The organism is Erwinia sp. QL-Z3, from assembly GCF_004551645.1.
GTDB classification, from domain to species: Bacteria; Pseudomonadota; Gammaproteobacteria; order Enterobacterales; family Enterobacteriaceae; genus Erwinia; species Erwinia billingiae.
Genome location: NZ_CP037950.1, coordinates 118038 through 138491, shown reverse-complemented (window position 1 = coordinate 138491; position 20454 = coordinate 118038). Strand labels below are relative to the sequence as shown.

15 protein-coding genes are annotated in these 20454 nt (G+C 55.6%); 8 read left to right on the top strand and 7 right to left on the bottom strand.

Annotation, left to right across the window (positions count from 1 at the left end):
• Positions 1 to 49 precede the first annotated feature (49 nt).
• From hisS to E2F51_RS01325, 5 genes are all read left to right on the top strand, one after another.
• Positions 50 to 1324, top strand: a complete 1275-nt coding sequence (gene hisS, locus E2F51_RS01345) for a histidine--tRNA ligase (RefSeq protein ID WP_053144532.1) — start codon at positions 50 to 52, stop codon at positions 1322 to 1324.
• Between the two features lie 39 nt (positions 1325 to 1363).
• On the top strand, positions 1364 to 1984 hold the full coding sequence (locus E2F51_RS01340) for a YfgM family protein (RefSeq protein WP_013203390.1): 621 nt from the start codon (positions 1364 to 1366) through the stop codon (positions 1982 to 1984).
• A gap of 47 nt (positions 1985 to 2031) precedes the next feature.
• A complete protein-coding gene (gene bamB / locus E2F51_RS01335) occupies positions 2032 to 3213 on the top strand; it encodes an outer membrane protein assembly factor BamB (RefSeq protein WP_013203389.1) in 1182 nt (393 codons plus the stop codon).
• Positions 3214 to 3389: 176 nt separating this feature from the next.
• A complete protein-coding gene (der, locus tag E2F51_RS01330; RefSeq protein ID WP_013203388.1) occupies positions 3390 to 4877 on the top strand; it encodes a ribosome biogenesis GTPase Der in 1488 nt (495 codons plus the stop codon).
• Between the two features lie 434 nt (positions 4878 to 5311).
• Entirely contained in the window at positions 5312 to 7744 is a 2433-nt protein-coding gene (locus E2F51_RS01325; protein WP_134822564.1) for a glucose/quinate/shikimate family membrane-bound PQQ-dependent dehydrogenase, read from the top strand.
• 85 nt (positions 7745 to 7829) lie between these two features.
• Here E2F51_RS01325 and E2F51_RS01320 read toward each other — a convergent pair whose 3' ends face one another.
• From E2F51_RS01320 to xseA, 3 genes are all read right to left on the bottom strand, one after another.
• Positions 7830 to 8162, bottom strand: coding sequence for a protealysin inhibitor emfourin (locus E2F51_RS01320; RefSeq protein WP_013203386.1), 333 nt, complete (start codon positions 8160 to 8162; stop codon positions 7830 to 7832).
• Complete coding sequence (locus E2F51_RS01315) at positions 8162 to 9175, bottom strand: M4 family metallopeptidase (RefSeq protein ID WP_134822563.1); 1014 nt, start codon at positions 9173 to 9175, stop codon at positions 8162 to 8164. Before E2F51_RS01315 ends, E2F51_RS01320 begins: the two co-directional genes overlap by 1 nt.
• A 101-nt stretch (positions 9176 to 9276) precedes the next feature.
• On the bottom strand, positions 9277 to 10656 hold the full coding sequence (gene xseA, locus E2F51_RS01310) for an exodeoxyribonuclease VII large subunit (RefSeq protein ID WP_134822562.1): 1380 nt from the start codon (positions 10654 to 10656) through the stop codon (positions 9277 to 9279).
• Positions 10657 to 10826: 170 nt separating this feature from the next.
• Between xseA and guaB the strand changes: the two genes are divergently transcribed.
• A complete protein-coding gene (gene guaB / locus E2F51_RS01305) occupies positions 10827 to 12293 on the top strand; it encodes an IMP dehydrogenase (protein WP_013203383.1) in 1467 nt (488 codons plus the stop codon).
• A gap of 81 nt (positions 12294 to 12374) precedes the next feature.
• Positions 12375 to 13955 (top strand): glutamine-hydrolyzing GMP synthase, encoded by a 1581-nt coding sequence (gene guaA, locus E2F51_RS01300; RefSeq protein ID WP_134822561.1) that lies wholly within the window; start codon positions 12375 to 12377, stop codon positions 13953 to 13955.
• 96 nt (positions 13956 to 14051) lie between these two features.
• Here the strand turns inward: guaA and mgtE are convergent, their stop codons facing one another.
• On the bottom strand, positions 14052 to 15488 hold the full coding sequence (gene mgtE, locus E2F51_RS01295) for a magnesium transporter (RefSeq protein WP_134822560.1): 1437 nt from the start codon (positions 15486 to 15488) through the stop codon (positions 14052 to 14054).
• Between the two features lie 124 nt (positions 15489 to 15612).
• Positions 15613 to 15789 (bottom strand): YfgG family protein, encoded by a 177-nt coding sequence (locus tag E2F51_RS01290; protein WP_013203380.1) that lies wholly within the window; start codon positions 15787 to 15789, stop codon positions 15613 to 15615.
• A gap of 288 nt (positions 15790 to 16077) precedes the next feature.
• Between E2F51_RS01290 and E2F51_RS01285 the strand changes: the two genes are divergently transcribed.
• Positions 16078 to 18294, top strand: a complete 2217-nt coding sequence (locus tag E2F51_RS01285) for an EAL domain-containing protein (protein ID WP_134822559.1) — start codon at positions 16078 to 16080, stop codon at positions 18292 to 18294.
• Positions 18295 to 18319: 25 nt separating this feature from the next.
• On the opposite strand, the gene tehB is transcribed toward E2F51_RS01285, so the two are convergent.
• A complete protein-coding gene (tehB, locus tag E2F51_RS01280; RefSeq protein WP_134822558.1) occupies positions 18320 to 18925 on the bottom strand; it encodes a tellurite resistance methyltransferase TehB in 606 nt (201 codons plus the stop codon).
• Positions 18922 to 20454, bottom strand: coding sequence for an exopolyphosphatase (gene ppx, locus E2F51_RS01275; protein ID WP_013203376.1), 1533 nt, complete (start codon positions 20452 to 20454; stop codon positions 18922 to 18924). The genes tehB and ppx overlap by 4 nt, the downstream gene beginning before the upstream one ends.

Here is a 20454-nt window from a genome sequence, read left to right as displayed (position 1 = left end):
TTCTGTCCCGGCCCTTTTAACCAGCCCCAGAGTTAAGAAGAGAAAAAAAGTGGCGAAGAATATCCAGGCTATCCGTGGCATGAATGATTACCTCCCCGCGGAAACCGTCGTATGGCAACGCATTGAGCAGATCCTCAAGCAGGTGCTGGCCAGCTATGGTTACAGTGAAATCCGCCTGCCGATTGTAGAGCAGACCCCTTTGTTCAAACGCGCCATCGGTGAAGTCACCGACGTGGTTGAAAAAGAGATGTACACCTTCGAAGACCGCAACGGTGAGAGCCTGACGCTGCGTCCGGAAGGCACGGCAGGTTGCGTACGTGCCGGTATCGAACATGGTCTGCTGTACAATCAGGAGCAGCGTCTCTGGTATGTGGGACCGATGTTCCGCTACGAGCGTCCGCAGAAAGGCCGTTATCGCCAGTTCCATCAGATGGGTGTGGAAGTCTTCGGTCTTCAGGGCCCTGACGTTGATGCTGAGCTGATCATGATGACCGCGCGCTGGTGGAAAGCGCTGGGCATTTCTGAACACGTTAAGCTCGAGCTGAACTCAATTGGTTCACTGGAGGCGCGTGCTAACTATCGTGATGCGCTGATCGCTTTCCTGGAACAACATCAGGACGTGCTGGATGAAGACTGCAAGCGCCGTATGTACACCAATCCGCTGCGTGTGCTGGACAGCAAAAACCCGGATATTCAGGCGTTGCTGAACGCGGCACCGGAGTTGAGCGATTATCTGGACGCTGAATCACGCGAGCACTTTGCTGGCCTGTGTGAACTGCTGGACTCAGCGGGTATTGCCTATACCGTTAACCAGCGTCTGGTGCGCGGGCTTGATTACTACAACCGCACCGTCTTCGAGTGGGTGACCACCAGTCTGGGCTCGCAGGGCACCGTTTGTGGCGGCGGCCGTTATGATGGTCTGGTTGAACAGCTTGGCGGTCGTGCGACCCCAGCCGTCGGTTTTGCGATGGGGCTGGAGCGTCTGGTGCTGCTGGTTCAGGCAGTTAATCCGGAATTTGAACCGACGCGAATTGTCGATGTCTATGTTATCGCTTCGGGTCAAGGCGTGCAGTCAGCCGCGATGCAACTGGCCGAGCAGATTCGTGATGCAGACCCGACACTGAAGTTAATGACTAACTTCGGCGGCGGTAATTTCAAGAAGCAGTTCGCCCGTGCGGACAAGTGGGGCGCTCGCGTTGCACTGATGCTTGGCGAAGATGAAGTTGCCAACGGGCAGGTGACTATTAAAGATTTGCGCAATGGCGAGCAACAGACGCTGGCGCAACGTGATGCTGCAGCCACACTGGCAGCGATGTTGAAATAAGCCAAAAGCGGTATCGCGGTTTTAAAGGAGAAGGTTTGCGTGGAAGTCTATAGCAACGAAAACGAACAGGTTGATGCGTTACGCGGTTTCTTTGCCCAGAACGGTAAAGCACTGGTTATCGGCGTCATTATTGGTATTGGTGCCCTGGCCGGCTGGCGCTACTGGAGCAGCCATGAAGATGGCAGCAGCCGTGAAACCTCCGCAGCTTATCAGCAGGTGTCTGGCGCGCTGGACAGCAGCAAGCCAGAAACGCTGGCCGCTGCGGCCAAATTTGCCAGTGAAAACAGCAACACCTACGGTGCGCTGGCTTCTCTGGACGTGGCCAAGCGCTACGCCGACGGCAACCAGTTGGATCAAGCCGCAGCCCAGCTTCAAAGCGGCCTGAAAGATACTAAAGACGCGAACCTGCAAGCCGTGTTGAATCTGCGCCTGGCGCGTATTCAGCTGCAGCAGAAGAAACCTGATGAGGCGGTAAAAACCCTCGATTTAATCAAAGGTGACGGCTGGACAGCTATCGTGGCTGACGTGCGTGGTGAAGCCCTGCTCAGCAAAGGCGACACCAAAGGCGCCCACGATGCCTGGAGCAAAGGCATTGACTCTGACGCGTCTCCGGCGCTGAAAGAGATGCTGCAGATGAAAATGAATAATTTACCCGGCTAAGTTTACCCGCGGTATAAAATTGCCTCCACAGGCTCAAGAGGGATTTCATGGAATTGCGTAAGATACTTCTGCCGGGACTGATTTCAGTCACTTTGCTCAGCGGATGTTCATGGTTTAGCGGTGAAGAAGACGTCGTCAAAATGTCACCGTTACCAAAAGTTGAAAATCAGTTTACCCCGGAAAAAGTCTGGAGCACCTCAGTAGGTGATGGTGTAGGTGATTACTACTCCAACCTGCATCCAGGCTGGGCAGACAGTACGGTTTATGCCGCCGATCGCCATGGCATTGTGAAAGCATTGAACGCGGGCGACGGTAAAGAACAGTGGAAAGTTGACCTGTCAGAAAAAACCGGCTTCTTCTCCAGCAATCGTCCTGCGCTGATTTCAGGCGGCGTGACAGTTGACGGTGGTCATGTCTACCTCGGTAGCGAACGTGCTCAGGTCTATGCCCTGAACACCAGTGACGGTTCCGTTGCCTGGCAGACCCAGGCGGCCGGCGAAGTGCTGTCCCGTCCGGTGGTCAGCGATGGCCTGGTATTGATTCACACCAGTAACGGCATGTTGCAGGGTCTGGATCAGACCAGCGGTGCCATTAAGTGGTCTGTGAACCTCGACGTGCCGGCGCTTTCCCTGCGCGGTGAGTCTGCGCCTACGGCAGCCTTTGGTGCGGCGATTGTTGGCGGTGATAACGGTCGCGTGAGCGCCGTGATGATGAACCAGGGCCAGATTATCTGGCAGCAGCGTATTTCCCAGCCAAGCGGCGCCACGGAAATCGATCGCCTGTCTGACGTGGATACTACGCCGGTGGTGGTCAATGGCGTGGTTTATGCCCTGGCGTACAACGGCAACCTGACCGCGATGGACCTGCGTTCTGGTCAGATCCTGTGGAAGCGTGAAATTGGCTCCGTGCACGATATGATCGTTGATGGCGGCCGTATCTACCTGGTCGATCAGGATGACCGTGTGGTTGCCCTGAACACCGAAGGTGGCGTGACCATCTGGCGTCAGAGCGATCTGCTGCACCGTAACCTGACCTCGCCTGTGCTGTACAATGGCTATCTGGTTGTCGGCGATAGCGAAGGCTATCTGCACTGGATTAATACCGATGACGGTCGTTTCGTTGCTCAGCAGAACGTCGACAGCTCTGGTTTCCAGACTGAACCGGTCGTCGCCAGCGATAAGTTACTGATCCAGGCAAAAGGCGGCGAAGTTTACGCGTTTACCCGCTAACTTCCACCCGCTGTTCTGGTCTTAAACGGCTCCTGATTCGTCAGGGGCCGTTTCGTTTTTCTCTGGGCGTGGTATCCTCTACGCCTTCAGCCTGCGTGTGCGTCAGCACTCTTTTTGTTTGTCGTGCATGAATAGTATGTATGTCAGGCGCTTAATTTTTGTCATGAGGCTTCAATATGGTACCTGTGGTCGCGCTGGTCGGGCGTCCCAATGTGGGAAAATCCACCCTGTTTAACCGTTTAACGCATACGCGAGATGCGCTGGTGGCGGATTTTCCTGGACTGACGCGTGACCGTAAATATGGTCGTGCCGAGGTCGAAGGGCAGCAGTTTATTTGCATCGATACCGGCGGTATTGATGGTAACGAAGAGGGTGTGGAAACGCGCATGGCCGCGCAGTCCCTGTTGGCGATTGAAGAAGCCGATGTGGTGCTGTTTATGGTTGATGCCCGTGCCGGCCTGATGCCTGCTGATATCGCTATCGCCCAGCATTTACGCTCGCGCGAAAAACCGACTTTCCTGGTGGCGAACAAAACTGACGGTCTGGATCCTGATTCTGCCGTGGTGGATTTCTATTCGTTAGGCCTGGGCGAGATCCATGCGATTGCTGCTTCTCATGGCCGCGGCGTCGCAAGCCTGCTGGAAGATGTGCTGGAGCCTTACCGCGAAGTCGTGGAAGAGTCTGCACCGCTGACGGAAGAAGAAGAGAACGCTGCTTACTGGGCTGATTTGGAAGCGGCAGAGCAGGGTGAAATCGAAGCAGCGGAAGCTGAAGACAACTTCAACCCGCTGGATCTGCCGATCAAACTGGCTATCGTCGGTCGTCCTAACGTCGGTAAGTCAACGCTTACTAACCGCATTCTGGGCGAAGACCGCGTGGTGGTGTTTGATGCCCCGGGTACCACCCGTGACAGTATCTATATCCCGATGGAGCGCGACGGCCGCGAATACATCCTGATTGATACCGCCGGCGTACGTAAGCGTGGCAAGGTGACGGAGACCGTTGAGAAATTCTCGGTAATCAAAACCCTGCAGGCTATCGAAGACGCCAACGTGGTTATGCTGGTGATCGATGCCCGCGAAGGCATTTCCGATCAGGATCTGTCGCTGCTGGGCTTTATCCTCAACAGCGGCCGCTCGCTGGTGATTGTGGTCAACAAGTGGGATGGCCTGTCACAGGAAGTGCGTGATGAAGTGAAAGAGACGCTGGACTTCCGTCTGGGCTTTATCGACTTTGCGCGCGTACACTTCATCTCTGCTTTACATGGCAGCGGTGTCGGCAACCTGTTTGAATCGGTCACCGAAGCCTATGACTGTTCCACGCGCCGCGTGAACACCTCTATGCTGACCCGCATCATGAACATGGCGGCTGATGACCATCAGCCGCCGCTGGTTCGTAGCCGCCGTGTGAAGCTGAAATATGCTCACGCCGGGGGATATAACCCGCCGATTGTGGTGATTCACGGTAATCAGGTGAAAGATCTGCCGGATTCCTACAAACGCTACCTGATGAATTACTTCCGCCGTTCGCTGGAAGTGATGGGCACGCCAATCCGTATCCAGTTTAAGGAAGGCGATAACCCGTACGAAGGTAAACGTAACCTGCTGACGCCAAATCAGCTGCGCAAACGTAAGCGTTTAATCAGCCATTTGAAGAAAAAGTAAAACAGATATTAAGGGAGCCGCCTGGCTCCCTTTTTTATTCCCTTTATTTTATTCCCGCCTCCGAATATCAAAAAAATCACTTCAGCTATAATGGATAATTGTGGCGCTGAACTATTTCTTCCGCTTTCTAGGCGTGCTATCTGCTTTTGCCAAAAAGAGCCAGAAGTGTGAAGTTTGTTAAGTTTGTGTTTATTCCTTTACGAACCACGTGGTACAATTTTGCCGTTATTTCAGAGCCTCACCGCCTGCAACAGGCGTCGTCAGGGGCTTTGGCTAACACAGGACGGGGACAGCCCGTATCGAATTGTTAATAAGTTTAGTGACTTAAGAATAATGTTCATCGCCCTCCGCTACCTGCCAACCTTGGTGTTTGCGGTACAGATGCAAAATGAAGATTGTGCTGAAGCCCTATTTTGTTCAGGAGTATTTTTACCATGTCTCAACTGAATGCCCGGCCATCAAAATGGCTGAGCTTGTGGTGCGTATTGCTCGGGTTAATCCTGCTGGCGACCGGCCTTTTCTTTGTGATTGGTGGCGGGAAACTGGTTTCACTGGGCGGTAGCTGGTATTTCGTTATTGCCGGCGTGTTCACCGTTCTTTCCGCGATTCAATTCTTCCGCCGCAAATCTTCTGCCGTGACGATTTTCGCGCTGGTGTTCATTGGCTCGGCTATCTGGGCCGTGCAGGACGCGGGCATGGATTTCTGGCCGTTGGTTTCCCGTCTGATGACGCTGGCCGGCCTGCTGTTGGTGGCGATGATTACGCTGCCAGCCCTGCGCAAGCGCGAAGGCAAATCATCAGCGGCTAAACCGGCTTACGCGATCTCTGCGGTACTGGTGGTTGGCCTGGTGGCCACGCTGGTGCAGATGTTCCAGCCGCATCCTACCGTGGCAAACGGTCAGGAATTGCCACTGGTTCCTGTTGCGAAAGATCAGCAGCAGAAAGACTGGGACAACTACGGTAATACCCCTGGCGGTAGCCGCTTTGTGGCGCTGGACCAGATCACACGCGATAACGTGAAGGATCTGAAAGTTGCCTGGACCTACCACACCGGTGATATCCCACTGAGCCCGGACGGCAATGGTGCGGAAGATCAGCAGACGCCTCTGCAGGTTGGTAACACCGTGTTCCTGTGTACGCCGCACAACAACGTGATTGCCGTTGCGGCGGATACCGGTAAGCAGATCTGGAAAGCGGACATCAACGCGAAATCCTCCGTCTGGATGCGCTGCCGTGGTCTGGCTTACTTCGACGCGACCAAACCGTTGACGCAGCCTGCTGCGCCGGGTTCAAACGCGCCGGCACCGGTTAACCTGCCTGCAGGTGCTGCCTGTCAGCGTCGTGTTCTGATGAACACCATTGATGACCGTCTGATTGCGCTGGATGCCGATAACGGCCAGTTCTGTGCTGACTTCGGCAAGAACGGCACCGTTGACCTGCGTGAAGGTATGGGCGATGCAAAAGACCCAAGCTACGTCCTGACGTCAGCGCCAACGCTGGCTGGCAGCACCGTCGTGGTGGGTGGACGTGTGGCGGATAACGTCAGCACCGATATGCCTGGCGGCGTAATGCGTGGCTTTGACGTGATCACCGGTAAAATGCGTTGGGCATTCGATCCAGGCAAAGACGATCCAAATGCGATCCTGATGCCGGGCGAACACTTCACCCGCAGCACGCCTAACTCATGGGCACCGATGTCTTACGACCCGAACATGAACACCGTGTTCATCCCGATGGGCAGCTCGTCTGTCGATCTGTGGGGCGTTAACCGTACCAAGCTTGACCACAAATACGGTGCAGCGGTTCTGGCCGTTGATGCAACGACCGGTAAAGAGAAGTGGGTTTACCAGACCGTGCATAACGATCTGTGGGACTTCGACCTGCCAATGCAGCCAAGCCTCGTCAACTTCCCGATGAAAGATGGCAGCAAGAAACCGGCCGTGGTGATCGGCACCAAATCTGGTCAGATTTACGTTCTCGATCGTCTGACCGGTGAGCCGCTGACCAAAGTGGAAGAGCAGGCGGTTCCGACGGCTAATATCCCGAACGAGCAGTATTCCAAAACTCAGCCACGTTCAGTGGGCATGCCGCAGATCGGCAACGAAACGCTGAAAGAGTCTGACATGTGGGGTGCAACGCCGTTCGATCAGCTGGCATGCCGTATCAGCTTCAAATCGATGCGCTATAACGGGCTTTATACCCCGCCAGGCACCGATATCTCCCTCAGCTTCCCTGGCTCTCTGGGCGGAATGAACTGGGGTAGCATGTCTACCGATCCAAACCATAACTACCTGTTCGTCAACGATATGCGTCTGGGCCTGTGGCAGCAGATGGTTGCTGCGGCACCGGCGAAAGATGGCGCGGTGAACAACGGCGGTGAAGCCGTTAACACCGGTATGGGCCTGGTGCCGATGAAAGGCACGCCGTATGCAGTGAACAAAAACCGCTTCATGTCGCCGTTGGGCATCCCTTGCCAGAAGCCACCGTTCGGTACGCTGTCTGCAATCGACCTGAACACCCAGAAAATCGTCTGGCAGGTGCCGGTCGGCACCGTGCAGGATACCGGTCCGTTTGGTATCAAAATGCATGCACAGATGCCAGTTGGTATGCCAACACTGGGCGGCACCATGGCCACTCAGGGCGGTCTGGTGTTCATTGCCGGTACTCAGGATTACTACCTGCGCGCCTTCGATACCGCAACCGGTAAAGAAGTGTGGAAAGCGCGTCTGCCAGTGGGTAGCCAGGGTACGCCAATCAGCTACGTCTCACCAGAGAACGGGAAGCAGTACATCCTGATTTCTGCAGGCGGTGGCCGTCAGTCTCCAGACCGTGGCGACTACGTGATTGCTTACGCACTGGATAAGTAAGTCCTGCGGGGGAAACCTCTGAAGGCTTGAAAAACCAAAGCCCCTTCATCACTGAAGGGGCTTTTTTATTGCCTGCGTGTCAGGGCTATTGCCCGTCCTGCCAGAGCTGTACCAACGCCGGCGGTGCCTGATCTTCGGCAATGATAATCACGATGTTACCCAGCCGATCGGGCGTGGCATAACTGATCTCGATGCGGTAATAGCGCTGATCGCCCTGCCCGGCCCGGCTTTGTTCTGCCGGCGATTCGGCCAGCGGCATGGCCTGGCGCAAAACATTGCACACATGCTCACGCTGAGGCCCGCTAAGCTGTGCCAGCGCAATGCGTCGCGGTCCCGACAGTTTAGGGATATAAGCAAAGCCTCCTTCACGCGCCACATCAATCACCGCGTCATCGCTCAGTTCCGGCAAGCTGTCCATCAGAGTACGCCAACCTGTTTCCAGGCCTCTTCAATCGCTTCCGCGACGGATTTGTTAAACCGTTTCTGACCATGCTTGATGGTAAAACCGGCAAAGGTTTTGAAATCGGCATTCTGCGGCAGGGTTTTGTCACAGACCGTGTCATACCAGGCGTATCCGGCCAGTTCCCATGCATAGCCACCCAGCGCTTTTGCCGCCAGATAGAATGCGCGGTTTGGAATGCCGGAATTGAGGTGTACACCGCCGTTATCATCGCGGGTCTGAATGTAGCCTTTCATGTCGGCGGGCTGCGGATCCTTGCCTAATAACGGGTCGTCATAGGCGGTACCGGGCGCTGACATCGATCGCAGGCCCTTGCCTTTGATTTTGTCGGCCAGCAGGCCTTCGCCAATAATCCAGTCGGCCTGGTCGGCTGTCTGCTTTTGATGAAATTGCTTCACCAGCAAGCCAAAGACATCCGACAGCGATTCGTTTAGCGCACCAGCCTGCTCGAAGTAAATCAATCCGGCTTCGGTTTCGGTGACGCCGTGTGCCAGTTCATGACCGACCACATCCAGCGCGATGGTAAAGCGATTAAATATCTCGCCGTCTCCATCACCGAACACCATCTGCTGACCGTTCCAGAAGGCATTTTGATAGTCTTTACCATAGTGGACGGTGCCTTTCAGCGTCAGGCCCTGATTGTCCAGCGAGTTGCGCTGGTAGGCCTGCCAGAAGAAATCATAGGTAAAACCAAGATAGTCATACGCCTCGGTCGAGGCGATATCGCTGCCTGCGGGCTGGCCTTCGCGACGAACCAGCGTACCGGGCAGATTTTGCGTCTGTTCTGAATCGTAAATTTCCCGCTGGACCTCGCCGGGCGTGGCGTTTGTTGTGCCTTCAGGTTTGATCCAGTTCTCGGCCATCAGCGTCTGAACGTGGACTAACGTATTGCGCGCACAGCTTTGCTGCTGCCCGGAACCGTTATCGATTATTTTGCGCAGGATGTAAGGGGGAATAACGCCATAGTGCATACCAAGCTCCCTGGTCGATGATGGGTATGCGAAAAGTATAGTCGCCAGGGGAGAGTTGTGCGGTGAAGTCAGTACCACCTGTTAATCAGGCGGCATGGCAATCAGGATGCGGGATTTTTCGGCTTGCGCGGTTTTTTAGTCGGGGTTACGGCAGTGACTTCACTCTCGACCCAACCGTCATCTAACCGGGTTTTCAGCGTGTCGCCGGTCTGCACCTGGCGGGTCTTTTTCACCACCTGGCCATCCTGGGCCGTGGTGACGCTAAACCCACGCGCCAGCGTCGCCAGTGGGCTGACGCCCTCAAGTTGCGCGGTAAGCGTTGAGAAGCGCTGTTTTCCGCCATTCAGCTGCTGCTGCATCGCCTGTTGCAGACGGTACTGCCACTGCTGCAGGTTTTGCTGAGCGCGATGGATGCGCGCCTGCGGCTGAAACGCGCTCAGACGCTGCTCAGCGCGTTCTTGCTGACGGCCAGCCTGACGCACTCGTAACTGCATTGCGTCGTCCAGACGGCGTTGCAGACGCATCAGCGCGGTCTGCTGACGGGCCAGGCGCAACTGCGGGTGCTGCTGCTGCAAACGATGCTGAATGCGGGTGAAGGTCCGGCTCCTCTGCGCGAGGTAATAATCCATCGCCATTTCCAGCCGGGTTTGCTGAGATTGCAGCTGACGCAGCAGTTCGATTTGGTTACGGCTCACCAGCTCGGCGGCAGCAGAAGGCGTCGGTGCCCGCAGGTCGGCAACAAAATCGGCGATGGTCACATCGGTTTCATGGCCAACGGCACTGACAATCGGAATGCGGCTGGCGTAAATCGCGCGGGCAACCCGCTCGTCGTTGAAGCTCCACAGATCTTCCAGAGAGCCGCCGCCGCGTCCCACAATCAGCACGTCACATTCGGCACGGGCGTTGGCGGTTTCAATGGCGCGAACAATGCTGGCCGGCGCATCCCCGCCCTGAACCGGGGTAGGGTAGATGACGACAGGCAGCGAGGGATCGCGTCGATGCAGTACGCGCAGGACGTCATGTAACGCGGCGCCGGTGGACGAGGTTATCACCCCAACCTGACGGGCCGGGTCCGGCAACGGCTGTTTATGGCTCTGTTCAAAAAGCCCTTCGCTCATCAGCTTCTGCTTCAACTGCTCGAACTGCTGTTGCAACAGACCTTCACCGGCGGGCTGCATGCTTTCGGCAATCAGCTGGTAATCCCCGCGCGGTTCATACAGGGTGATGGTTGCTCTGACTAACACCTGCTGGCCATTTTGCGGCCGGAAGGTGACGCGCCGGTTACTGTTGCGGAACATCGCACAGCGCACCTGGGCACCATCGTCTTTCAGAGTGAAATACCAGTGACCGGAAGAGGGCTGCGAGAAGTTGGAGATTTCAGCACTCAGCCAGACCTGGCCCATTTCCATCTCCAGCAGCTTGCGCACTGTGGTATTGAGACGGCTGACGGTAAAAATATTGGCTGATGGCGGTAGCGACATGTGATGAAGATCAAACTTTAAATCAGAGGGTTAATTGACCGATACTACAGGCCTGACTGGCGGGATCAAGAACTTTTCGTAAATAATGCTGGAGGCAATCGATTACGGCCTGTATAATGCCTCGGCAATATTTTACAAGTTCTCATTCACCCTGAGGTTGAGATATTGCCATGCTAAGAATCACTAAAGAAGCCCTGACTTTCGACGACGTTTTGCTCGTTCCTGCTCACTCCACAGTCTTACCAAACACGGCTGACCTCAGCACCCAGCTTACCAAATCTATCCGTCTGAACATCCCAATGCTTTCCGCTGCTATGGATACCGTGACCGAAGCCGGTCTGGCTATTGCACTGGCACAGGAAGGTGGACTCGGCTTTATCCACAAAAACATGCCAATCGAGCGCCAGGCGGAAGAAGTTCGCAAGGTGAAGAAGCATGAAAGTGGTGTGGTCACCGATCCGCAGACCGTTCTGCCAACCACCGCGCTGAGCGATGTGAAAGTGCTGACCGAACGTAACGGCTTTGCAGGCTACCCGGTGGTGAACGGCGACAACGAACTGGTCGGTATCATTACCGGTCGTGACGTGCGCTTCGTGACCGACCTGAGCCTGCCGGTTTCGGCGGTAATGACCCCGAAAGACCGTCTGGTTACCGTTCGCGAAGGCGAAGCCCGCGAAGTAGTTCTGCACAAAATGCACGAAAAACGCGTAGAGAAAGCGCTGGTTGTGGATGATAAATTCCATCTGCTGGGCATGATCACCGTGAAAGACTTCCAGAAAGCCGAACGTAAACCTAACGCCTGTAAAGACGAGCATGGCCGTCTGCGTGTTGGTGCTGCGGTTGGCGCCGGTGCCGGCAACGAAGAGCGTGTTGATGCGCTGGTGGCTGCGGGTGTTGACGTGCTGCTGATTGACTCCTCACACGGCCATTCTGAAGGCGTTCTGCAACGTATCCGTGAAACCCGTGCGAAATATCCCGATCTGCAGATCCTGGGCGGCAACGTGGCGACCGGTGCAGGCGCACTGGCGTTGGTTGAAGCTGGCGTCAGCGCAGTGAAAGTCGGTATCGGTCCGGGTTCCATCTGTACCACGCGTATCGTGACCGGCGTCGGTGTGCCTCAGATCACTGCGGTTTCTGACGCGGTTGAAGCGCTGGAAGGCACCGGGATTCCGGTTATCGCTGATGGCGGTATCCGCTTCTCGGGTGATATCGCTAAGGCGATTGCGGCAGGTGCAAGCGCGGTCATGGTTGGCTCCATGCTGGCGGGTACCGAAGAATCTCCGGGCGAAATCGAGCTGTATCAGGGCCGTTCATTCAAATCCTACCGTGGCATGGGTTCGCTGGGCGCAATGTCCAAAGGCTCCTCTGACCGTTACTTCCAGACCGACAACGCGGCGGACAAACTGGTACCGGAAGGGATTGAAGGCCGTGTGGCTTACAAAGGCCGTCTGAAAGAGATCGTTCACCAGCAAATGGGTGGCCTGCGCTCCTGTATGGGTCTGACCGGTTGTGCTACCATCGACGACCTGCGCACCAAAGCAGAATTTGTCCGCATCAGCGGCGCCGGTATTTCGGAAAGTCACGTTCACGATGTGACGATCACCAAAGAGTCCCCGAACTACCGTATGGGTTCATAACATCGCTGAACCCCACGCCCGGCTTAGCCGGGCGTTTTACTCCTTCTCCCTGAATTTGTTATATCGCCCTGGAATAGCCCAATGACGACGGAAAATATTCATAAACATCGCATTCTGATCCTTGATTTCGGCTCGCAGTACACGCAGCTGGTTGCACGCCGCGTGCGTGAGCTGGGCGTCTACTGTGAACTGTGGGCGTGGGATGTCACCGAAGAGCAGATCCGCGGGTTCAACCCGAACGGCATCATCCTTTCTGGTGGCCCGGAAAGCACCACCGAGCACGCAAGCCCACGTGCGCCTGAGTATGTCTTCAATGCGGGCGTGCCGGTGCTGGGCGTGTGCTACGGCATGCAGACCATGGCAATGCAGCTGGGTGGCAAAGTGGAAGGCTCTAACGAGCGTGAATTTGGCTATGCACAGGTTGAAATTGCCTTGCAGAGCGCACTGACCCGTGGCATCGAAGATTCCCTGAGCGCAGATGGCAAGCCGCTGATGGATGTCTGGATGAGCCACGGCGACAAAGTGTCCGCTATCCCGGCTGATTTCGTCACCGTTGCCAGCACGGATTCCTGTCCGTTCGCGATTATCGCCAACGAAGAGAAGCGTCTGTACGGCGTGCAGTTCCACCCGGAAGTGACGCATACCCGTCAGGGCCTGCGTCTGCTGGAGCGTTTTGTTCGCGATATCTGTGAATGTGAAGCGCTGTGGACACCGGCAAAAATCATCGAAGACACCGTTGAGCGTCTGCGTGAGCAGGTGGGCAACGACAAAGTCATCCTCGGCCTGTCTGGCGGTGGGGATTCCTCTGTGACCGCGATGCTGCTGCACCGCGCCATTGGCGACCGCCTGACCTGCGTGTTCGTGGATAACGGCCTGCTGCGTCTGAACGAAGCCGAGCAGGTAATGGATATGTTCGGTGACCACTTCGGTCTGAACATCATTCACGTTGCCGCTGAAGACCGTTTCCTTGATGCGCTGGCTGGCATCGACGAACCTGAAGCGAAGCGTAAGACCATTGGTCGCGTCTTCGTTGAAGTGTTCGACGAGCATGCCACCATGCTGCAGGACGTGAAATGGCTGGCGCAGGGCACCATCTATCCGGACGTGATCGAGTCTGCTGCGTCTGCCACCGGCAAAGCGCACGTGATCAAGTCGCACCACAACGTGGGTGGACTGCCGAAAGAGATGAAGCTGGGTCTGGTTGAGCCGCTGAAAGAGCTGTTCAAAGACGAAGTGCGCAAAATCGGTCTGGAATTGGGTCTGCCTCACGACATGCTGTTCCGTCATCCGTTCCCGGGTCCAGGCCTGGGTGTTCGCGTGCTGGGCGAAGTGAAGAAAGAGTACTGTGACCTGCTGCGTCGTGCGGATGCCATCTTCATTGAAGAGCTGCATAAAGCCGACCTGTACAACAAGGTCAGCCAGGCGTTCACCGTTTTCCTGCCAGTGCGTTCCGTTGGCGTGATGGGCGATGGCCGTAAATACGATTGGGTTGTTTCTCTGCGTGCGGTAGAGACCATCGACTTTATGACCGCGCACTGGGCGCACCTGCCGTATGAATTCCTCGGCCGCGTCTCTAACCGCATCATCAACGAAATCAACGGCATCTCCCGTGTGGTTTACGATATTTCAGGTAAACCACCGGCGACGATTGAGTGGGAATAGCGCTCAGCTAACCCGTTCTGAACGTTGAAACTAAAGCCCGCGTAATCGCGGGCTTTTTTATGTCCGTTATCAGGCTGCTGGGCGGAGCCAGACCGGTTAGTGGAGCAGGAAAATCGTCGCCAGACCGAGGAAAATAAAGAAGCCGCCGGTGTCGGTCAGCGCGGTGATTAATACGCTGGAACCGACTGCGGGATCCCTTTTGAATTTGGTCATCATCAACGGGATAAGCACGCCCATTAACGCGGCCAGCAACAGATTCAGCACCATCGCCAGCATCATCACGCCGCCCAGCGCCGGATTGCCGTACATCGCCCAGGTGACGCCGCCCATAATGCCTCCCCAGAACACTCCGTTAATCAGCGCGACGCCAAGCTCACGGCCAATCAGGAAGGAGAAGTTGCCCGGTTCGACCTGGTGCAATGCCAGAGCACGGACAATCATAGTAATGGTCTGATTACCGGTATTGCCGCCGATGCCCGCGACAATCGGCATCAGTGCCGCAAGGGCGACGATTTGCGAAATGGTGCCTTCAAATAATCCAATCACCCGTGAGGCGACAAACGCGGTACACAGGTTAACGGCCAACCAGGTCCAGCGCGTGCGCACCGATTTACGGACCGGCGCGAACACGTCCTCATCCGGGTTTACCCCACCCATTTTACGGATGTTGCTGTCGTTCTCTTCGTTGACCAGGTCGACCACATCTTCAATGGTCACGCGGCCCATTAACTTGCCCTTGGCATCGATAACCGCCGCAGAGATCAGGTTATAACGTTCGAAGGCCCCGGCGGCATCTTCCGCCTTATCATCGATGCGGAAGGTGGTCGGTTTGTCGTTCATCACTTCATGAACCATCTTCTTCGGCTTGTTCAGCAGAATGTCAGTCAGCGCCAGCTCACCTAACAGGGTGTTGTGCTCATCGGTGATAAACAGCTTATCGGTACCATCGGGAATGGATTTTTTACGCCGCAGGTAACGCTGCACGGTGGCAAGGGTTACGTCGGCAGGCATGGTGATTAGCTTGAAGTCGGTGATGCGACCGACGCGATCGCGATCGAAATCCATGACTTCCAGCACGCGGGAGCGTAACGCCGGATCCAAGGAGGTCAGCAGTCGGCCGGTTAAATCCCGCGAAAGATATTTTGACAGGTAAACCTGCTCATCAATATCCAGCGGGGCGATGGCGCGCAGCAAATCGCGGTCGCTCATCTCTTCGATCAGGCTGTCCCAGACGCTTTCAGAGGCTTCGACCAGCACCATCCCGCGGCGCTCGGTGTCAATCAGATGCCACAATGCCAGGCGTTCATCTTCCGGCAGGGCTTCCAGCAGGTCAGCAATATCCGCAGCGTGCAGCAGGGGAATATACTGCCTGATCTCTTCCGCCTGTTCCTCGTGCGCCCGGGCCTCGGCAGGTGTTTCATTTAGCGGACGTTCAAGCAGCGTATCGACCAGATCGCCGTCATTTAACAGCAGATTGAGGATACGGCCACGGATTTCAGCAAGTTGCTGGGCATGGGATAAGGCTACAGACATAAAAATTCCCTTGTGTCTGGCAAAAGACGAGCGAGACGGTAAGTATTGCTCAAATCAGGCAAAAGAGTGAGAGAAGTCGCATTTTTATAGCAACTCCCTGGGGGGAATACGATGGCAGAGCCGATTATTTCGTTATGACGGTAGGCACAGCAACGTCCTGATTTTTTTGCTGATGATGTTTGATGGCACCGGGCACCACAAAAATTAACCGTCCCACTAAGATAATAAAGCTCACCAGCAATATAATTCGGGTCATATGGCTGGTTTTACGACGTTTTCTAAATGACATAGCGCTATTCACGCAACGGTTCCTGAAAAAAGCCCGCAGGCATTAATACAATTTAGGCACAGCCAGCCCAGCAGGTCAACGTTGAGGCTGCGCGCGGGCCAACAGATTGCGCCAAATCAGATTTTGACAAGGCTAAACGATCATTTGCTTAAACGCGTCGGCATTAACGACAGCAAATCAGCCAGGTTTGATTTAAATCAATTTTTACTTAACTGCTGACTTTACTATAACCGAATCCGACCCCGAGAAACGTGCAAAGACCTGTTATGGCCTGACGTTTTTGCCACCCTGTCGAGCACCATGAATATCACACACTGGATCTCCCGCTTCAGCCAAAGCGCCTTCGGGTTGCCCCTGATTTTACCGTTGCTGCTGATGCCGCTTTCCACCCAGCTCTCCATCCGGCTGGTGGTTGAAGGCGGCTATGTCTATCTGATCTATCTGCCACTGGCCATGTACCTTGCCATGCTGTTGGTTTTTGACTGGCGAGCGATGCCGGGAATTGCGCTGGTGCTGAGCCTGTACTATTTCTCGCGCTTTAGCCCGCTGCCCGCCGCGCTGATCGTTAGCGTTACGCTTGCCGTGCTGGCGCTGGGTATGAAGGGCTATAAACTCCATGCTGGCCGGCGCGGTAAGGCGGATTATGGTGGCCTGAGCCTTGCACAGGTGCGTTTGCTTTGGCTGGCTTTTCTGATGCCAACGCTGTTCGTCTTTGGTATGCAGGGCGTGGCAACTACGGGCGTGGTCGCGCTGGATGGCACGGTTTTTACCCCCGGCTTATTCACTCTGCACACGCTGCTTAATTATCAATCCGTACTGCTGTCCTGCGTGACGATGGTGCAGATTTACTACTTTGCTATCCGTTGCATCCGCAAGCCGCGATTTATTCGGGTGATTTACTGTCGGCTTACCCATCAACGGGCGGCCAATCTCCACCCGTATGAGTGTGTGGCATGGCTCTCGCTGGTGGCGTTTCTGCTGGTGATGTTGCTGCTGATGCAGCAAAGCGAAGACAACCTGTTGGCCAGCGATTATGGCCTTCCTTTGCTGCTGCCGCTGATGCTGTGGTCGGCAATGCGGTTTGGTTACCTCTTCACGTCATTGAGTTGGGCGGTGCTGCTGGTGGTGCTGTACCAGTTACGCGACCGCTTTCTCTGTCCTGAGACCGAGCCTTACCATCTGGCGGTGATGTCGGCGAACCTGCTGGTGTTCAGTCTGACGATCCTGATGATGGCGGCGATCAGTACCCGCCAGCGGCGGATCTTAATCAAAACCAGGCTGGCTGCCTTAAGCGATCCGGTTTTCAACCTACCCAATCTGCGCGCACTCAGCGCGGATTTGAATGAAATCCCACTGACTCTTCTGTTTTACCTGAGCATCCCGGAACTCGACAGGCTCAGCCGTATGTATGGATTACGGTTGCGCATCCAGTACAAGCGCAGCCTGGCGAACTATCTGCTCAATGACCTGCAGCCGGGCGAGGATGTCTACCAGCTGCCCGGTTTTGATCTGGCGATCAGGCTTAATTACACCGCTCGTCAGCAGCGTATAGAAAGCATTGAGGCCAGTCTGAAAGCGTTCCATTTGCGCTGGGAAGGTCTGCCGATCCATCCCGATATTGGCATCAGTTATTGCACCGTCCGCCGCCCGGTGACGCATCTTTATGAGCTGTTGGGCGAGATGAGCGCCATGGCCGAACAGTCGCTCAGAACCGGCATCGCGGAAAGCTTGCTGCGTAATAACAGTCTGCCGGTTCAGCGCCGGATCGCGGAAAAGGTGGCGGTGATGGATGAGATCCGTGACAGGCTGCGAAACCAGGGCTATCCGATCCTGGCGCAGCGGGTACAGGGCGTGCGGGGAGATGATTACTACGACCTTACGCTCAGCATGCAGGACAGCTCAGGACAAACGCTATCTCCGGAGAAACTGGATGAGCTGGGGTTGAGCTGGGAAGTGGATCGTTGGACCCTCGAGCACGTGCTGGCCTTTGCCGACCGGCAGCGTGATCGGCTTGCAGTCAGCCGTTTTGCCGTGACCCTGTTTATCTCCAGCTTGTGCCGGCCCACGCTGGCCAAAGAGATCAAAGGGTATCTGGAGCTTTATGACCTGCAGCCCTGGCAGTTGATTATCCAGGTGGCGGATTCGCCGCTGATGAATCAAGCCAGATGGGGCGGGCGTTCAGCTTTACAGCTGCTGCAACTGGGCTGTCGGGTAGTGGTCACTGATTTTGGCAGTGAGTTTGCCGGCTACGCCAGGCTGAAAGAGCTGGAAGGCGATATGTTGAAAGTGGACGCGCGCTTTATCAGCAGCATGCTGCAGGACTGCCTGAATTATCAGGTGATAGCGGCAATCTGTGCGCTGGCACAAAGTAAGCGCATGGGCGTTATTGCCTGTGGCGTAAATTCACCGGAAACAGAACAGGCGCTGCGCCAGCTCGGAGTGGATTATTTTCAGGGGGAAGCGATCGGTGCGGCAAGGCCGCTGCAGGAAATGATTCAGGCCGGCGTGGAGAAGTGATGTAGCCAGCCTGAATCCGCAGAGATTAGTCTTTCGTGATCTCTTTCTGTGCCAGCAAGGTGGCAAAGCGCAGCGAAATCCGATTGCCGTGCTCGTCAGTACGATGCAGCTGACCGACGTGCTCGTTGTATTTCAGAATGTGCCATTTGCGGTAGTAGTCGCTAAGCTCACCGGATTTGAAGGCGAAAGGGAAGCCCTGATCGCACGGATAATCGTCGGTATCCATCGCCGCAACAATCAGGTTATAGCCGCCTTTGACCGTGCTGGCCTGCATATCGGCAATCAACTGCGGGATGGTTTCCGGCTGCAAAAACATCATCACCACGGTAGACAGTACGAAATCCCAGCCGCCGTTGAAACGCAGATCGTTGAGATCTTTTTCTGCGGTCTCGATCCCGGTCAGCTGCTCATCGGCAATAATCTGGTTCAGCCGCGCCAGGCTGGCCGGATTATTATCCCAACCGGTAACCTCAAACCCTTTCAGGTTGAGGTAAAGCGAATTTCGGCCACTGCCGCAGCCTACGTCCAGCGCCTGTCCGGGCGCAATCAGTTGCAGCGCTTCCAGCACCTCAGAATGGGTCGGGGAAAGCTGATATTTTTCGGTGTAGTAGTCATCGGGCCTGACAATCATGGCTTGTTCTCTTCCTGAATCGTTAACTGCCAGCCAGTAACCTCTTTCCAGTAGCTTTGCTCGCGTTCTAAATCGAGCTGTACCAGGTTGTTCTGGCTGAAATAGTCGACCGGGAAAGTCAGCGTCCAGTGGCCATCATCCGTATCCAGTTTCAGCACGTCCGGCGTGTTGGTGGCCTGACGCTGATTATTCAGCAGCGTGGCAAGGCGCAACAGGAACACTAACGGCAGGAACTGCTTTTTCTTGAACAGGGTAAGACGAGGCATTTCATCGACTTTCACCGCTTTACGGTGGAAGCGTACCAGGGTTGCCAGCAGCGTTTGTTGATCCTGGTTAAAGCCCGGCAGATTGGTATTTTGCAGGATATACGCGGAGTGGCGCTGCATGCCGCTGTGGTTGATGGTCAGTCCGACTTCATGCAGCATCGCGGCCCATTTCAGCATGGCTGACAGCTGGGGATTGGTCAGCTTCGGATTCTGTTCGCGCCATTGAAGGTAGAGTTTTTCGGTGGTTTCCAGCACGCGTCGCGCCTGGTCGCTGTCGATGGCATAATGATTGGCCAGACTTTGCGCGGTCCGGCTACGAATATCCTGATGACGGAACCGACCTTCCATTTCATACAGCACGCCTTCACGCAGCGCGCCGTCCGACAGACGCAGTTCGCGAATGGCCAGCGCATCGAACACGCCGCTGAGGATGGCTAAGCCCGGCACAAACACCGCTTTGCGCTCTTCAGACAGGCCTGGCAGGCTCAGGGCATCAAACGATTTATGTTTGATCACTTCGTCGTACAGCATCTCAATGCGTTCAGGCGTGATGAGCTTCTCTTTCTCACCCATCGCCAGCAACACTTCACAGGCGGCTTTGATGCTGCCAGACGCGCCGAGGGCAAACTGCCAACCGGTCAGGCGATATTGCCAGGCCATGGTTTCCAGCTTTTGCGCAGCGGCCAGGCGGGCACGGCGGAAATTCTCTTTGCTGATCACGCCGCCAGGGAAGTAGAGGTTAGCAAAACTGACGCAGCCCATGCGGCGGCTCTCGACCAGCTTGGGCTCGAAGTCTTCCCCGATGACCATTTCCGTTGAGCCGCCGCCGATATCAATGACCAGCTTGCGTCCTTTCTCCGGCTGCGTGTGCTCGACGCCCATAAAGATCAGACGGGCCTCTTCATTGCCGGAAATCACCTCAATCGGGTAGGGGATGACATCGGCGGCACGACGCAGGAAATCTTCGGCGTTGACCGCTTCACGCAGCGTGTGAGTACCGACGATGGTGACATTGGCCGGGCTGAAACCCTGCAGACGCTCAGCAAACAGCGCCAGGCAGCTTAACCCGCGCTCAATCGCCTCTTCGCCCAGCACGTTATTGTGATCCAGGCCGTCGGCCAGATGAACCCGCTGTTTCAACCTGCCGAGCACCTGCATGGCACCATCCACCACGCGGGCAATCACCATATGAAAACTGTTCGAGCCCAGGTCGATTGCGGCGAATTCCTGCGGTTTGGGCGTATTTTTCTGGGATATTGGCAT

Bases quoted from the DNA above. Each gene is read 5' to 3' on its own strand.
- E2F51_RS01320 (WP_013203386.1), bottom strand. From the start codon at position 8,162: ATGGACAGCTTGCCGGAACTGAGCGATGACGCGGTGATTGATGTGGCG.
- xseA (WP_134822562.1), bottom strand. From the start codon at position 10,656: ATGTCGCTACCGCCATCAGCCAATATTTTTACCGTCAGCCGTCTCAAT.
- mgtE (WP_134822560.1), bottom strand. From the start codon at position 15,488: ATGTCTGTAGCCTTATCCCATGCCCAGCAACTTGCTGAAATCCGTGGC.
- bamB (WP_013203389.1), top strand. From the start codon at position 2,032: ATGGAATTGCGTAAGATACTTCTGCCGGGACTGATTTCAGTCACTTTG.
- E2F51_RS01325 (WP_134822564.1), top strand. From the start codon at position 5,312: ATGTCTCAACTGAATGCCCGGCCATCAAAATGGCTGAGCTTGTGGTGC.
- ppx (WP_013203376.1), bottom strand. From the start codon at position 20,454: ATGCCAATATCCCAGAAAAATACGCCCAAACCGCAGGAATTCGCCGCA.
- E2F51_RS01315 (WP_134822563.1), bottom strand. From the start codon at position 9,175: ATGCACTATGGCGTTATTCCCCCTTACATCCTGCGCAAAATAATCGAT.
- guaB (WP_013203383.1), top strand. From the start codon at position 10,827: ATGCTAAGAATCACTAAAGAAGCCCTGACTTTCGACGACGTTTTGCTC.
- tehB (WP_134822558.1), bottom strand. From the start codon at position 18,925: ATGATTGTCAGGCCCGATGACTACTACACCGAAAAATATCAGCTTTCC.
- der (WP_013203388.1), top strand. From the start codon at position 3,390: ATGGTACCTGTGGTCGCGCTGGTCGGGCGTCCCAATGTGGGAAAATCC.
- E2F51_RS01285 (WP_134822559.1), top strand. From the start codon at position 16,078: ATGAATATCACACACTGGATCTCCCGCTTCAGCCAAAGCGCCTTCGGG.
- guaA (WP_134822561.1), top strand. From the start codon at position 12,375: ATGACGACGGAAAATATTCATAAACATCGCATTCTGATCCTTGATTTC.